Below are 15,306 nucleotides of genomic sequence, written 5' to 3'. Positions count from 1 at the left end.
CTCAGCGGACTTCGATCCGCGTTCCGCCCGACCCGTTGAGGAGGCGCTTCAGGTGGAACGCCGCCACCCCGTCGTCGGGACGCAATCCGACCAAGCCCGCGAAGGCCGCGAGCGCGCCGGCCTGACCGGCCTCAAGCTGGTCGAACGCCACCTGATAGCGGCTCAGCGCGGCGTCGTCATAGGCGGTCTCGGTCAGGGGCTCGTAAGCCCGCAGCGCCTCCTGCTTGCCGCGCAGGAGGAGATCGCCCAGCGGGCGGCCGCGAAATTGTCCGGTGCGGATCACCACGCTCTCGCTGACGCAGATCCGGGTCCCGAAGGCCTTGTTGGCGTTCTCCAGCCGGGCCGCCGTGTTGATGGTGTCGCCATACGCGGTGTAGTCGAAATACCGGCCGCCGCCGAAATTGCCGACGATCGCCGGTCCCGCATGCACGCCGATCCGCGTGGCGCCGATCTCGATCCCCCGCTCGCGCCAGCGCGCCCGGAACCCCTCCGCGGCCCCGTCCAGCGCCAGCGCGCAGGCCACCGACCGGGCGGCGTGGTCGGGCTGATCCCCCGGAGCCCCGAACAGGACGTGGACCGCGTCGCCGACGATCTTGGCGACCGTCCCCTCATGGGCGAACACCACGTCGGTCATCTCGGCGAAGTAGCCGTTCAGGATCTCGGCGAGGAGCGCCGGATCGAGGCTCTCCACCAGGCTCGTGAAGCCCGCGATGTCGGTGAACAGGGACGCCACGTCGCGCCGGTGGCCGCCGAGTTCGAGGCCCGAGGCGTCCCCGGCCAACTGCTCGGCGAGGTTCGGCGAGAAGTAGCGCGCCAGGGACGCGTGCGCCCGCTCGGCGAGCGATTGCCGCCGTCGCCCGTCCCGCAGCGCCTCCACGTGCCGCAGGGTCCGCTCGATCGTGGTTTCCAGGTCGGCGAAGTCGATCGGCTTCGTCAGGAAGTCGAAGGCGCCCCGGTTCATCGCCGTCCGGATATTGGCCATGTCGCCGTAGGCGGAGACGATGATGGTCGACGGCCGGTCGGCGAGGTCCTGGAGCTTGGCGAGCAGGGTCAGGCCGTCCATGCGCGGCATGTTGATGTCCGACACCACCAGGTCGACATCGGGATGCGCGGCGAGACAGTCCAGCGCCTCCTGCCCGTCATGGGCGAAGACGAACGTGACGAGGTCCTGGCGGATCTGCCGGCGGAATTTCTGGACGATCAGGGCCTCGAGGTCCGGTTCGTCGTCGACCACGAGGATCTTGGCGCTCGGAAGGCCGGGGATCATTCCGTCCCCGCGATCGCGGACAGGCGATGCTCGATCTCCGCCTTCAGCTGCGTGAAATCGATGGGCTTGGTGATCAGGCCGGTGGCGCCGGCGGCCAGGACCCGGTCCCGGGTTTCCGCGTCGCCATAGGCCGTGATCATGATGACCGTCAGGTCGGGCCGGGCGGCGCGCACCAGCGGCAGCAGTTCAAGACCGGTCATGCCGGGCATGTTGATGTCCGAGAACAGCAGGATCAGGTTCGGGCCGTTCGAGGCGTTGATGCAGGTCAGGGCCTCCGGAGCCGAATGGGCGAAGGCCATCTCGAAGCGGCCGGCGCGCAGCTCGCGGCGGAACTGTTGCCGGAACAGATCGGTGACATCGGGTTCGTCGTCGACGACGAGGATCAGGACGCTCATGGCGGGCTCTTCGACTCGGTCGGGGATGCATGCGCGGGCTCGGCCGCCCGCGCATCCCGACGGGGCAGTGTGATCGTGAATTCGGTGAAGCGGTTCAGTTCCGTCGCGACCTCGATGGTTCCCCCGTGCTGCTTCACCAGGATGTCGTGGCTCAGCGAGAGGCCGAGCCCGGTCCCTTCGCCGGCCGGCTTCGTGGTGAAGAACGGATCGAACATCTTGGCCTTGGCGCTGTCGGGGATCCCGGTTCCATTGTCGCGGACGCGGATCTCGACGCTGTCGCCCCGGTCCAGGGTGGCCACCGAGAGGGTGGGCGCGTAGCTCGGTTCGGCACTGCCGGCCCGTTCCTCCGTCGCGTAGAACCCGTTCGACATCAGATTCAGGAGCACCCGCGTCACCTCCTGCGGATAGATGTCGGCCATGCCGGCCGCGGGATCGAAGTCGCGGACGAGGGTCACGTTGAAGCCGGGCTTCGCCGCGCGGGCGCCGTGATAGGCGAGGTTGAGGCTCTCCTCGACGAGGGCGTTGATCTCGACGGGGCGATGCTCGCCCGATCCGGTGCGCGAGTGCAGAAGCATGTTCTTGACGATCGAGTCGGCGCGTTTCCCGTGCTGCACCACCTTATCGAGGTTGCTCTTCAGCAGGTCGGCAAGTTCGTCGACCTCCTGGCGCGTGTCCGGCGGAAGCGAAGCGGGTTTGAGCGCCTCCTGCAACTCGACCACGAGCTCGTGCGACAGCGAGGCGAAGTTGTTCACGAAGTTCAGCGGGTTCTTGATCTCGTGGGCGATGCCGGCGGTCAGCTGGCCGAGCGAGGCGAGCTTCTCGGACTGGACAAGCCGGCTCTGCGCCTTCTGAAGATCGTCGAGCGACCTGTTGAGATCGCGGGTCCGCTCCTCGACCTTCGCTTCGAGGGTCTCGTAGGATTCCTGCACGCGGCTCGCCATGAGGTTGAAGCGCCGCGCGAGCGTCTCGATCTCGTCACCCGTGCGGATCTCGATGCGTTCCGACAGGTCGCCGGCGCCGAACCGCTCCGCGCCGTCCTGCAACTGACGGATCGGCACGACCATGCGGCGGGCCAGGAAGGTCCCCGCCACCGTCGCCAGCAGCACGCCGAGACCCATCAGCGAGATTGTCTGGATGACGGACTCGATCAGCGACTCCATCGCCTCCCGCAGCGACAGCTGCACGAACACGATCCAGTTGACCCGGGGGATGACCGCATGGGCCGCCAGCACGAGCCCGCCGTCGAGCCCGGTGGTGATCCCGTAATCCTTGTCCTGCGCCTTCCCCGGCAGCGCTGCGGCGACCTCGGGCAGGGCGGACAGGTCGGTGTCGCGCAGGACGAGGCTGAGATCCGGATGGGCGATCAGGCGGCCGGTCTCGGTGGTCACGAAGGCGTAGCCGTTCGCGCCGATCCGGATCGCGCTGACCACGTCCCAGATCAGCTTCAGGTTGACCTCCGCCACGGTCACCCCCGGTTCCCGCCCGGCATGCGCCACCGACACGGTCATGTACGGCTCGGACCCGCGCCGGAAGTAGACCGGGCCGAACCAGGTCTTGTCCTTGAGCGCCTGGGTGAAGCGGGGCGACGCCGCGAAGTCCTTGCCGCTGGCGACGACGTCGGGTTCCAGCCGCGAGACCCGGAGCTGTTCCTTGCCGCTCGGGTCGAGATAGGCGACCTCCGTGATGGCGGGCGCCTGACGCAGGAGCCGGATGAAGTCGTAGCGCTGCTGCTCCGGGGAGACGCGCCGCCACTCGGCCCGCGTCGTCCAGCCGATCTGGCTCTCGATCTCCGAGAGGAACGCCTCGACGCGCTCGGCGGCCGCCCTGGCCTTCTCGCGCTGCACCTCGATCGCCGTCCGTTTGGCTTCCTCGAAGTTGAGCGACAGGTCGACGGCGCCGTTGATGAGCAGGACCAGCGTCACGAGCCCGACGAAGGCGACCGCGAATTTCCCCGACAGTCGCAGGCGCAGCCATCCGGGCGCGCTCTTCGCGCCTGTCGGGGCGGCCAGGATGCGGGACGTGGTCACTCGACGATCTCGTCCGCTTGAGCGAGGAGCGCCGACGAGATGGTGACGCCGAGGCTGCGCACGGTCTTGAGATTCACGATGAAGTCGAACTTCATGGGCGTCTGGACCGGCAGCGTCGCGGGTTTGTCCCCGCGCAGGATGCGATCGACGTAGCCCGCCGCCCGGCGGACCGCCTCGAGCGGATCGGGACCATACGACATCAGTCCCCCCCGATAGGCGAAGCGCCGGATGGCGAAGAGCGCGGGGATCCGATGGATCCCGGTCAGCGAGACGATGCGATCCCCGTTGGCCTCGCTGAAGGTGCCTGGCGCCACGATGAGGCCCGCATCCCCCTGGCGCGCGAGGTCCGCGATCACCGGCTCGATCGCGGCGGCGTCCTCGACCATCGCGACGGCGGCCTCGATCCCGAGGGCGGCCGCAGTGCCGTGGAAGGACTCCGCGTAGAAGTTGCGACGCCCCGTACCGGAACTCGAGTTCGACAGGAGGGTGACGCGCCGGAGCGACGGGATGGCTTCCTTGAGGGTCGCCAGCCATTTCCCGCCCAGCGGCGGCTCGTAGAGGGTGAACCCGGTGATGTTGCCGCCCGGGCGCTGGAGGCTCGCCACGTATCCGAAGCCCACCGGGTCGGATGCGCCCACGAAGACGATCGGGATCTCGCGGGTCAACGTGGACACGGCGTTCAGTTGCGCGTTGAGATACGTGAGGATGACCTGGGGCTTAGCGGCGATCAGATCGACGGCGACCGCGCGCGTTCGATCGCCGTCGGATTCCCCCCAGCGATCATCGACCTGACCATCGTCCTGCCCGAGTCCGCGCAGGGCCGCGCGGAAGGCGGTCGAGAGCGCCTGCCCCTCGGCGTTCTCCTGGGTGTAGGGCCAGAGGGCGGCCACCCGGCCCGGCACCTGCGCCAGCGCCGGCAACGGCGTGCCGGCCAGCACCAACGGCAACCCTGCGATGACGGTCCGCCGCCTCATCCCATCACCGAGTCCGTTCGACCACCACGACGCCATGCCGCGCGGTTCTGGCCGCCGACGTCCGACGCGACCCGCCGAACCGGATGGCGAGCTTACCGCAAGCTCGACCGCCTCACCACGCCGGGCTTGAATCGCGGTTATCGCGGATTTCGCGTTGAGCGGCGCACCGCTCTCGGCCGACGCGAGCGAAACGTTGCCCGCATCGTGATAGATCTCACGCGGATGAATGGCTGGCCCAGGCTGTCAGACGATGTTGAGGCGACATTTCATAGCGTCTGGCCTCATGGTGACAGTCTCCGGCAAAGCTGCGTGGGGCGCGCCAGGATCGGCAAATCGCCGCCTCGCCATCGTCCACCCGTCCGAACCGCCGCAAAATCTGACGCGCGCCAACGGCAACCTCGTCGGCAATACCCTGAGACGTCTCGAGAAATCCGGATTCGTCGAGGGCCAGACCCTCGAAATCGAGCGATACTGCGCTCTGGGCTCGACCGATATGTTGCGCACGCTCGCCGCAGCCGCCGTCCAGTCCCATCCCGACGTGATCCTTGCCATCAGCGGCAAGACGGTGTCCGAGTTGAAGCGCCTCACCGACACGGTCCCGATCGTCGGCGTGATGAGCGATCCCGTTGCCTACGGCGTCGTCTCCTCGCTGTCCCATCCGGGCGGCAACGTGACCGGGGCCTCCGTCGATCCCGGCATCGACATCTGGGTCAAACGCATGGCGCTCCTCAAGGAAGCCGTTCCCGAATTGAAGCGGGTCTTCTTCGTCGCGCCGGACACGACCTGGACCACGTCGGTCGGCAGGAGTGTCAGGGCCGCGGCGGGCACGATCGGTGTCGAGCTGGTCGGTCCCCCGGTCGAGAACCCGCATCACGAGACCGACTATGCCAAAGCGTTCTTCGGCGTGGCCGACCGCGCCGAAGCCGTGCTGGTGAGCAGTGCCGCCGAGAACCGGACCTTTGGACCGCAGATCGTCAAACTGGCTGAAGCGAGCAGATTGCCGGCTCTGTTTCCGTATCGGAACTATGTCGTGGAAGGCGGCCTGATGGCGCACGACATCGATCTGACCGACATCTGGAACCGGGTGGCGGATCAGATCGTCGGGATCTTCAAGGGCGACAAACCCGGGGACCTGCCGATCTATCAGCCGAAACGCTTTCGCTTCGTGATCAACATGGCGGCTGCGAAGGCGATCGATTTCGAATTCAGTCGGAACCTGATCGCCATGGCCGACGAAGTGCTCGATTAGATTATTTTCGGGTTCTATTGGATAACTGACTTATTGGTCCGGGCGCCAAACCCCTCCCAGCGAGGGGGAGGGGAGCGCGCTTCGTGATCCGCGTCAACTGGAAGACGCTTAGCCTGTCGGCCAACGGTAATCGCGAAACTGTTCCCGCAGCGCCGTCTTCTGGATCTTGCCCGTCGCGGTGTGCGGGATTTCCTCCACGATGACGATGTCGTCCGGCAGGCACCATTTGGCGATCCGCGGTCGCAGGAAGGCGAGGAGGCCGGCCTTGTCGGGTGTGCGGCCGGCCTTCGGCACGACGACGAGGAGCGGGCGCTCGTCCCATTTCGGATGGTCGATGCCGATCACCGCCGCCTCCGCGACGTCGGGGTGCCCGACCGCGAGATTCTCAAGCTCGATCGATGAGATCCACTCGCCGCCCGACTTGATGACGTCCTTCGCGCGGTCCGTGACGGTCATGTAGCCGTGCGGATCGATGGTGGCGATGTCGCCGGTGTCGAAGAAGCCGTTCTCGTCGAGGATCGGCGCATCGTCGCCGAAATAGGCGCTCGCCACCGCCGGCCCGGCCACCCTGAGGTGCCCGAAGGTGGTGCCGTCCCAGGACAGGTCGCGGCCGGCATCGTCGGTGAGGCGGAACTCCACCCCGAAGGGCGGGTAGCCCTGCTTCGTCATGAGGTCGAGGCGGGCGTCGCCCTCCAGCCCGGCGACCTCGGGCTTGGGCGCGCAGAAGGAGCCGATCGGGCTCATCTCGGTCATGCCCCAGGCATGCATCACCGTGACCCCGAAATCGCGCTCGAAGCGCTCGATCATGGCCCGCGGGCAGGCAGAGCCGCCGATGAGGACCCGCCGGAGGTGGTGGAGCTTCGCACCCGTGGCGTCGAGGTGCTGGAGCAGCCCGAGCCAGACGGTCGGCACCGCCGCCGTCAGGGTGACGCGGGTCTCCTCGAGCAATGCGTGGAGGGAGGCGCCGTCGAGATGGGGGCCGGGCAGCACCAGGGCCGCGCCCGACATCGGGGCGAGGAACGCCAGCGACCAGCTGTTGGCGTGGAACAGCGGCACCACCGGCATCGCCACGTCGCTGCTCTTGAGCCCGAGGTAGTCCGGGCTGTTGTTCACCAGGGCGTGCAGCACGTTGGAGCGGTGCGAGTAGAGCACGCCCTTCGGGTTGCCGGTGGTCCCGGAGGTGTAGCACAGGCCCGCGGCCGCCTTCTCGTCCAGGCGCGCCCAGGCGAAGTCCGCATCCGCCTCCGCGATCCACGTCTCGTAGGCGACCGCGTTGCGCAGGCTCGTCTCCGGCATGTGCGCCGCATCGGTGAGGATGACGAAGCGCTCGACGGTCGGGAGCGTCTCGGCCATCTGCTCGACGAGCGCCACGAAGGTCAGGTCGAGGAGGAGGATCCGGTCGCCGGCGTGGTTGACGATGTAGGCGATCTGATGCGCGCTCAGGCGGGGATTGACGGTGTGGTAGACCGCGCCGACGCCGGTGATCCCGTACCACGCCTCCAAATGCCGCCACGTGTTCCACGCGAGCGTCGCCACGCGGTCGCCGACCCGGATGCCGTCGCGATCCAGCCGCTTCGCCAGCCGCCGCGCCCGCTCGTGGATCGCCGCGTAGGTCGTGCGATGCAGCGGCCCCTCGACCGAGCGCGAGATGACCGGGCGGTTCGGATGCTGCGTCCGGGCGTAGTCGAGGATGCGGTGGATGAGCAGAGGCCAGTCCTGCATCAGGCCGATCATGGCGTGCCGCTCCTTCCCGTTCCTGTCGCGGGCGTCCGGTCTTCGTGCCGGAGCGCAGTCGGGCGGCGGGGCCGCCGGCAGCGAGTCTAAGGCAGTTCGGGCGGCCGGGGAGGGGACGGCGATGGCAATCGGGCTCGCCTCTCAAGCCGAGCCGGACGTCCGGGTTCACGACCGGGTCCGGTCAGGCGACCGCCGCCGGGTCGCCGACGCACCGTCCGGATCGGATCGGAACTCGGCCTACCGGAGGCCGCCCAGACACGCCTGGGCGGCCCGGACCAGAAGTCCGTCCGACCGGCGGAACCCGTCGAGGATCGAGAAGTGGTCGGCGTCGGGAACCGGCAGCAGCGCGCCCGGCAGGTGGGCGGCGCTGCGCAGCGCGTGGAGGTTGCGCGCGTCGTGGACGAGGGCGGGGAGTTCCCGGCTGCCATAGGCGAGCGTCATGGGCTTCCCGATCCCGGGGAGCCGCAACGGCGACAGGGTCTCGATCTCGGGGTCGGTCAGCGCGAGCTTCTCGTTCAGATAGGTCTCGCGGATCGGAGCGAGGTCGTAGACCCCCGAGATCGCCAGCCCCGCCGCCACCGCGGGATGGCCGAGGTGAAGGGCCGCGAGCTGCGCCCCCGCCGACCATCCGGCGAGCACGACGGGGCCGGCGATCCCGTGGGCCGGCCCGTAGGCCGCGAGCCAATCCAGGGCGGCGCCGATCTCGGCGGCGATGCCGGCGAGGCCGGCCTCGGGTGCCAGGGTGTAGCCCGGCATCGCCACCGACCATCCGGCGGCGTTCGGGCCCTCCGCGAGGCAGGCGAAGTCGGCCCGCGCGTTCCGCTGCCAGTATCCGCCATGGATGAAGACCAGGCAGGGCGCGTGCGCCTCGCGGGCCGGGTAGAGGTCGAAGCCCGTTCGCGCCCCGTCCGCGTAGGCGATGTCGAGGCCGGCCGGATGCGCGGCCCGGTACAGGGCCGAGGCCGCGTTGCGGGCCGCGACCTGGGCGGCGCTGTCGGGCACGGCCGCGGTGTTGTCGTAGCAGGCGCCGCGGGCGGCCGTGTCGAGCCTGTCCCAATGGCGGCGCGGATCCGCCGGCGTCGGGTCGTCGAGGATGAAGCTGGGCATGGACGCCATCTCGGGTCGTGTTGGTCCGCGGCGGGGTCGCGGTCGGCTTCGCAGCGCGGCCGCTTCGCTGGCCGCGTATGCCAGCTGAACCGGTCCGTGTGGAGGCCCGGTCGGATCGGAACGCCGCCGCCGCGGGAACCCTACGCCGCCGCCGATCGGGCGATGTAGGCGCGCCAGCCTCCATGGCGCGTGATGTCGGCGCTCCCCTCCAGCCCGGCCGCCTCGACCAGGAACCCCTTCGGGGTCGACCCGTCGGCGAGGCGCAGGGTGCCGATCCCGAGCGGGGCCGGGATCCCGGAGACGAAATCGCCGAAGGCCGCCGGCGCGAGCGCCCAGACCTCCGTCTCGATCGAAGCTCCGCCCGTGGCGACGCGGAGCAGTCCCGGGCGCTGCGGCGGTCCGCCCGCCAACGCGTAGAGGCGGTAGTCCGGGACCGTGGGCACGGTCCGCAGGTACCGCGCACCCCGCTCGACCAATTCGCGGTTGAGCGGCAGTCCCGACAGGTGCGCGCCCACGACCGCCAGCTCGATCTCTCCGGGCTGGGCGCGGGCCGGGCCCGGCTCCGCCGCCGGGACCGGCATCGTCCCGGCGCCGATCCGGGTGGCGGAGGCCGCGTGGAGGCGGGCGCCCAGCGCCGCGAGAAGTCCGTCGGATCCCCGCGGCGCCAGCAGGGTGATGCCGGCGGGGAACCCGTCGGCGCGGGCCCGCCCCGGAACCGCGAGGGCGCACCAGTCGAGCAGGTTGACGAAGTTGGTGTAGGTCCCGAGCTCGCTGTTCGGCCCGATCGGGTCGGCCGCCACGGCGGCGCAGGTCTGCGGGCGCGGGTAGGTCGGCACGACGAGCACGTCCACGCGGTCCCAGACCGCCTCCGCGACCCGGCGCAGTTCCGCCAGGCGATAGAGCCCCGCGAAGGCGTCCGCGGCGGTGTGGCGTTCGGCGGCGCCGATCACCGCCCGCGTGGTGGGATGCAGGATCCCGGGGCGCGACTTCATCACCGCACTGATCGCCGCGTAGCGTTCGGCAACCCACGGTCCGTCGTAGAGCAGGGCCGCGACGGCGAACATCGGCGTGAAGTCGATCGGCGCGGCCGCGCCGGCGAGCGCCTCCAGGTCCGCGACGGTCGCGCCGAAAGCCGTCCGCGAGAGATCGTCGCCGCCGAAACGCAGGCTCGCCGCATCCGGCAGGCCCAGCCGCAGACCGGGCGGGAGACCGGCGGGGACCGCGCCCACCGGCAGCGCGCGCGAGAAGGGATCGGCGCTGTCGGGGCTCACCATCACGCGGAAGGCCGCGTCGGCGTCGGCGACCGTTCCGGCGAAGACCGACAGCGTGTCGAGCGTCCGGCAGGCCGGCAGCATGCCGCGGCTGGAGATCGCCCCGAGGGACGGCTTGAGGCCGACGACGTTGTTGAGCGCCGCCGGCACCCGGCCCGAGCCCGCCGTGTCGGTGCCGAGGGCGAAGGCGACGATCCCGTGGGCGACCGCCACCGCCGAGCCGCTGCTGGAGCCCCCGGGCACGTAGGCCGGGTCGATGGCGTTGCGCGGGGCCGGATAGGGCGTGCGCAGGCCGACGAGGCCTGTGGCGAACTGGTCGAGGTTGGTCTTGCCGATCAGGATCGCCCCGGCCGCCAGCAGCCGCGCCACCGCGGGCGCGGTCTCGGTCGGCACGTAGGCGAAATCCGGGCAGGCGGCTGTGGTCGGCAGGCCGGCCACGTCGATGTTGTCCTTGACCGCGAAGGGCACGCCCCAGAGCGGATGGGAAGCGGGATCGAACGGCGGCAGCGCCGCTGCGGCCCGCTGCGCCGCGTCCTGCGGCACCAGCGCGAGGAAGATGCCGGGATCGTCGACCGCTGCCAGCCGGCGGTAGGCCTCGGCCACGACGTCGCGCGGGTCGAGGCCAGCGGCGTAGGCCGCATGCAGGAGCGGGATCGTCGGGAAGGGGGGCACGGCAGCTCCTCGGCTCGGGCCGGCTCGGTGATCAGGACGCGTCGCCGGTGGCGAGATACCAGTCGAGAAGCTCGCCACCCTGCATGAAGACCACCTCGCTGCGCGCCGACAGGGCGTCGAGCAGGCGTTCGAGAAGGCCGATGCGGTGCGGGACGCCGGTGATGTAGGGGTGGATCGCGAAACTCATCACCCTGGCACCCCCGAGCGGGCCGGGGCCGGCGGCCTCGGCGGCGAGCCGGTCGAGATGGGCGAGCGCCCGCTCCACGAACTCGTCGGCGCGGTGGTGCTGGATCGCGAGCAGCGGGATGTCGTTCAGCTCGACCGAGTAGGGGAGCGCCACGAGGTCGCCCGTGCGCGTCGCGACCCGGCAGGGGCGGTCGTCGACCACGAAGTCGCCGACATACGCGATGCCGGCGGCGTGGAGGTGGTCGGGCGTGTCGAGGGTCTCGGTGAGGCCCGGCCCGAGCCAGCCGCGGGGGGCGCGGCCGGTGACCTCGGCGATCGCCGCCACCGTTCGCATGATCATCCCGGGCTGGTCCTCGATCCGGTGTGTCGGGACCTGATGGAAGCCGTGGGCCATGAACTCCCAGCCGGCCTCGTGGGCGGCGCGGGCGATCCGCGGATAGGCGGTGCAGACGGAGCCGTTGATCGACAGGGTCGGCCGAATGCCGCGCGTGGCGAAGGCGTCGAGGAAGCGCCAGAAGCCGACGCGCATGCCGTACTCGTGCCAAGCCCAGTTCGGCAGGTCGGGCAGGAGGCCCGCGGCGGTGGGCGGCACCAGGATCTGGCGGGGCATCGGATGGTCGATCAGCCAGTGCTCGACGTTGACCACGGGCCAGACGGCGACGTGCTTGCCCGCGGGCAGGGTCAGCGCCGGCCGGTCGACGGCGGCGCGGTAGGCGACACGGTTCTCGGGCCGGCGGGGATCGTCGGAGGCGATGTCCATCAGGCGGCCGCCCGCGGGGCGTGGTGGCTGTGGAGCTGCGCCGCCAGCATCCGGCGCAGGTCGTTGAAGGCCGGGCTCGACACGTCGCGCCGCCGCGGGAGGTCGACCTCATGCACGGCCTCGATCCGTCCGGGACCCGGCGACATCATCACGATGCGGTCGGCCAGGAAGATCGCCTCCTCGATGGCGTGGGTGACGAACAGGATCGTCAGGCCGGTGCGGGACCACAGATCGAGCAGTTCGTCCTGTAGGCGCTCCCGGGTCATGGCGTCGAGCGCCCCGAACGGCTCGTCCATCAGCACCACCTCGGCCTCGTTGGCGAGCACCCGGGCGATGGCGACCCGCTGCTTCATCCCGCCCGAGAGCTGGTGCGGATAGGCGTCGGCGAAGGCCTGCAGGCCGACCAGCGCGATGTAGCGCTCGGCGATATCGCGGACCTCCGCGGCGGGCCGCCCGCGCGCCTTCGGGCCGAAGCCGATGTTGTCACGGACGGTGAGCCACGGGAACAGGCCGTAATCCTGGAAGACCATGCCGCGGCTCGGACCGGGGCCGGCGATGGGCTTGCCCCACATCAGCGCCTCGCCGGAGCTCGGCGCCTCGAAGCCGGCGGCGACGCGCAGCAGCGTCGACTTCCCGCAGCCTGAGGCGCCGAGAAGGCAGACGAAGGCGCCGCGGGCGACGGCGAGGTTGGCCTCGCGCAGGGCCTCCGTCGTGCGCCCGCCCGCCGCGTAGGTCTTCGAGACCGCGCGCATGTCGAGAATCGGCAGCGCGGGCTCAGCCATCGGCGTCATCCATGGGTCGGGCTCCAGGCGAGCAGGCGGCGGCCGAGCAGCATGACCAGCCAGTCCGAGATGAAGCCCGCGACCCCGATCACCGCCATCCCGCAGATCACGATCTCGGTGCGCGAGAGCTGGCGCGCCTCCATGATGATGGCGCCGAGGCCGGTCTGGACCCCGGTCATCTCGCCGACCACGATCACCACCCAGGCGAAGCCCAGGCCGAGCCGGAGGCCGGTGAAGATCGACGGCAGGGAGGCCGGCAGCACCACCCGGACGAACTGCGCAGGCCCGGTGCAGCCCAGCATCGCGGCCGCCTCGAACAGGCGCGGCTCCACCGAGCGCACCCCGAACACGGTGTTGACCAGGATCGGGTAGAACGCCCCGAGGAACACCAGGAAGAAGGCCGAGCGCGGCCCGAGGCCGAACAGGATCATCGCCAGCGGCAGCCACGCGGTGACCGGTACGGGCCGCAGGATCTGCAGGACGGGGTCGAGGAGCGCGCGGATCAGCGGGACGCGGCCGATCAGCAGGCCGAGGGGCAGGGCGGCCGCCGCCGCGAGGGCGAAGCCGCCGTAGACGCGCCCGAGCGAGGCCGCCAGATGGGTCCACAGGGTGCCGCTGAAGGCGTCGTCGTTGACGCCGCCGACCGCGAGGTCGCGCAGCTCCGCCCAGACCTCGGCGGGCGGCGGGATCAGGCTGTAGGATCGGCCGGCTGTGGCGAGCTGCCAGACGGCGAGCAGCACGGCCGGCACGACGCAGGCCAGGGCCAGCCGGCGCAGGCGGGCGAGACCGAGGCCGGCCCCGTCGGCCCGGCGGGCGGGCGCCGCGGGCGCCGCCGCCGGCAGGCTGCCGGTCTCGATCCCGGAGCTCACGCCCGCCCCATCGCGTCGACGAAGCGGGTGTCGATGAAGCCGGGCGCGGGCAGGCGCTTGATCTGCTTGAGGGCGAGCATGTGCTGGGCATAGGCCCCGGCCTGCCGGACCTCGTCCGGCCCGAGGCGCCACGTCAGCTCGACGTTCGGCGCCGACAGTTCCAGCGCCTCGCGCTTCTGGCCGAGCTTGGCCACCGCCATGGCGACCATCGCGTCGCGGTCGCCGGCGGCGAAATCCGTGGCCTTGCGGTGGATCTCCAGCATGGTCCGGACCAGGTCGGGCCGCTCGGACAGCGTGTCGCGATGGGCCCCGAACACCATGTTCAGGGCGCCCATCTCGGTGCCGTACGGGTATTCCACCAGCTGTCCGACGCCCGAGGCGAGGCTGACGCCGGGTCCGGGCTCGGCGCCGACATAGGCATCGACGTCGCCCCGCGCGAGGGCGATGTGCATCTCCGAGAAGGAGACCCGCACGGGGGTGATGTCCTTCACCGACAGGCCCTCCATGCGCATCCGCTCCAGGACGAACACCTCCTGGGTGCTGCCCGGCCAGATCGCGACCCGCTTGCCCCGCAGGTCCCGGATGGCGTGGATGTCGGAGTCCTTCTTGGCGATCACCGCCATCCCGCGGTTGCAGGTGGAGGCGATCACCACGAGGGGCTCGCCCGCGGCGGCTCCCAGCGTCGCGGCGGCGATGCCGAAGGTGCCGAAATCGACCGACTTGGTCACGACGGCGTTCTTGCACTCCGTCGGGCTCTCGAAGGGCACCACCTCGACCCGCACCCCCGCCGGGGTGAAGCGCTCGTAGAAGCTCGGCGCGATCGAGTGGATGAGCTTGAGGGACCCCATCCGGATCGTGACGGGGGCGCCCTGAGCGTACGCGCCGGACGACCGCCCGAGGGCGAGGCCGGCTCCGAGCCCGGCCAGAAGGGTGCGGCGGCGGATCATCGAACGGCTCCTCGGACGGTCTCGGCACCGCAAACGCTAGGTCGCCCCGCTGTTGCGAGGAAGTGCTATTTCACGAGCGTGTCGTTGCGTTTTCGGCAACAGCGTGCAGGATGCGTCCGTGAAGCATTTGCGCGCCGTCACGTATGTCGCCGAGGTCGCCCGGTCCGGCTCGATCCGGCGCGCGGCCGAACGGCTGAACCTGACGCCCTCGGCGCTGACGCGGCAGATCCAGGACCTCGAATACGAGCTCGGCACGCCGATCTTCGAGCGCCTTCCGCAGGGCATGCGGCTCAACGCGGCCGGCGAACTCTTCGCCCGGCACATCCGGGATCAGGCGGCGGATCTCGAGCGCGTGCGCTCGCAGATCGCCGACCTGTCGGGGGTGCGACGGGGGCGGGTGGCGCTGGCCTGCAGCCAGGCCTTCGTCACCCAGGTGGTGCCGGAGGAGGTCGAGATCTATCGGGCCCGCTTCCCGCAGGTGGGCTTCACCGTTCAGGTGCGCGACCATGCCCAGGCGGTCACCGCCCTGGCGAACTTCGAGGCCGACCTGGCGCTGATCCTGCAGCCGCCGCCCTCCGCGGAACTGCACCTGCTCTATTCGGGTGACCAGACCCTGTGCGCGCTGATGCGCACGGGCCACGCCCTGGCGGCCGGGACGGGCCCGGTCCGGCTCCGCGACTGCCTCGCCCACGCCATGGCGCTGCCCGACCACTCCCTGGCGATCCGACACCACATCGAGCTCGCCCTCGCCCGGCGGGGCGTCGAACTCCGGCCGGTCGTCCAGTCGGGCTCGCTGGAATTCCTGCGCAACCTCACCCTGCGCGAGGATGTGATCAGTCTGCAGATCCCCAGCGGCATCCCGGACGATCCCCGCCTGCGCAGCCGGCCGATCGACGCCCGCGACCTCACGCCGATGACGCTGGTCCTGGCCCAGTTGCGGGGCCGGTCGCTCTCGGTGGCCGCCGCCAAGTTCGCCGACCAGCTCGTCCTGCGGCTGAATCGGGACCAGGTCTGAGAAGCCGCGCCGCGGCGTCGGAGCATCGCAGGTCGCGCGATTCGTCCCGGG

General features: G+C 70.6%; 13 protein-coding genes. 2 read left to right on the top strand and 11 right to left on the bottom strand.

What is annotated here, in order from left to right; translation table 11 throughout:
• Position 1 precedes the first annotated feature (1 nt).
• The 4 genes from MKL01_RS22515 to MKL01_RS22500 are packed head-to-tail and all read right to left on the bottom strand — an operon-like array spanning position 2 to position 4,663.
• Positions 2 to 1,267, bottom strand: coding sequence for an adenylate/guanylate cyclase domain-containing protein (locus tag MKL01_RS22515; RefSeq protein WP_243907411.1), 1,266 nt, complete (start codon positions 1,265 to 1,267; stop codon positions 2 to 4).
• Positions 1,264 to 1,662, bottom strand: coding sequence for a response regulator (locus MKL01_RS22510; protein WP_243907410.1), 399 nt, complete (start codon positions 1,660 to 1,662; stop codon positions 1,264 to 1,266). The genes MKL01_RS22515 and MKL01_RS22510 overlap by 4 nt, the downstream gene beginning before the upstream one ends.
• Positions 1,659 to 3,689 carry an ATP-binding protein gene (locus MKL01_RS22505; protein ID WP_243907409.1) on the bottom strand — a complete coding sequence of 677 codons (2,031 nt, stop codon included), beginning with the start codon at positions 3,687 to 3,689 and terminating at the stop codon, positions 1,659 to 1,661. Before MKL01_RS22505 ends, MKL01_RS22510 begins: the two co-directional genes overlap by 4 nt.
• On the bottom strand, positions 3,686 to 4,663 hold the full coding sequence (locus tag MKL01_RS22500; RefSeq protein ID WP_243907408.1) for an ABC transporter substrate-binding protein: 978 nt from the start codon (positions 4,661 to 4,663) through the stop codon (positions 3,686 to 3,688). The genes MKL01_RS22505 and MKL01_RS22500 overlap by 4 nt, the downstream gene beginning before the upstream one ends.
• Positions 4,664 to 4,946: 283 nt before the next feature.
• Between MKL01_RS22500 and MKL01_RS22495 the strand changes: the two genes are divergently transcribed.
• Positions 4,947 to 5,912, top strand: coding sequence for an ABC transporter substrate-binding protein (locus MKL01_RS22495; RefSeq protein ID WP_243907407.1), 966 nt, complete (start codon positions 4,947 to 4,949; stop codon positions 5,910 to 5,912).
• Positions 5,913 to 6,020: 108 nt separating this feature from the next.
• Here MKL01_RS22495 and MKL01_RS22490 read toward each other — a convergent pair whose 3' ends face one another.
• The 7 genes from MKL01_RS22490 to MKL01_RS22460 form a co-directional block, all read right to left on the bottom strand.
• The gene (locus MKL01_RS22490; RefSeq protein WP_243907406.1) at positions 6,021 to 7,646 is read right to left on the bottom strand and encodes a long-chain-fatty-acid--CoA ligase; all 1,626 of its coding nucleotides are present in this window, start codon (positions 7,644 to 7,646) and stop codon (positions 6,021 to 6,023) included.
• A gap of 237 nt (positions 7,647 to 7,883) precedes the next feature.
• Positions 7,884 to 8,753, bottom strand: a complete 870-nt coding sequence (locus MKL01_RS22485; RefSeq protein WP_243907405.1) for an alpha/beta hydrolase — start codon at positions 8,751 to 8,753, stop codon at positions 7,884 to 7,886.
• A gap of 140 nt (positions 8,754 to 8,893) precedes the next feature.
• On the bottom strand, positions 8,894 to 10,696 hold the full coding sequence (gene atzF, locus MKL01_RS22480) for an allophanate hydrolase (protein WP_243907404.1): 1,803 nt from the start codon (positions 10,694 to 10,696) through the stop codon (positions 8,894 to 8,896).
• A 31-nt stretch (positions 10,697 to 10,727) separates the two neighbouring features.
• Positions 10,728 to 11,642, bottom strand: a complete 915-nt coding sequence (locus MKL01_RS22475; RefSeq protein WP_243907403.1) for a polysaccharide deacetylase family protein — start codon at positions 11,640 to 11,642, stop codon at positions 10,728 to 10,730.
• Positions 11,642 to 12,424 carry an ABC transporter ATP-binding protein gene (locus MKL01_RS22470; protein ID WP_243907402.1) on the bottom strand — a complete coding sequence of 261 codons (783 nt, stop codon included), beginning with the start codon at positions 12,422 to 12,424 and terminating at the stop codon, positions 11,642 to 11,644. Before MKL01_RS22470 ends, MKL01_RS22475 begins: the two co-directional genes overlap by 1 nt.
• A gap of 5 nt (positions 12,425 to 12,429) precedes the next feature.
• Complete coding sequence (locus tag MKL01_RS22465; protein WP_243907401.1) at positions 12,430 to 13,293, bottom strand: ABC transporter permease; 864 nt, start codon at positions 13,291 to 13,293, stop codon at positions 12,430 to 12,432.
• Positions 13,290 to 14,240: an ABC transporter substrate-binding protein gene (locus MKL01_RS22460; RefSeq protein ID WP_243907400.1), complete on the bottom strand. Its 951-nt coding sequence runs from the start codon at positions 14,238 to 14,240 to the stop codon at positions 13,290 to 13,292. Before MKL01_RS22460 ends, MKL01_RS22465 begins: the two co-directional genes overlap by 4 nt.
• A 118-nt stretch (positions 14,241 to 14,358) precedes the next feature.
• Between MKL01_RS22460 and MKL01_RS22455 the strand changes: the two genes are divergently transcribed.
• Complete coding sequence (locus MKL01_RS22455; protein WP_243907399.1) at positions 14,359 to 15,255, top strand: LysR family transcriptional regulator; 897 nt, start codon at positions 14,359 to 14,361, stop codon at positions 15,253 to 15,255.
• Positions 15,256 to 15,306: the final 51 nt, after the last annotated feature.

This window comes from Methylobacterium sp. J-070, assembly GCF_022829385.1.
Lineage (GTDB): Bacteria > Pseudomonadota > Alphaproteobacteria > Rhizobiales > Beijerinckiaceae > Methylobacterium.
This window is presented reverse-complemented; position numbering and strand designations above follow the sequence as displayed.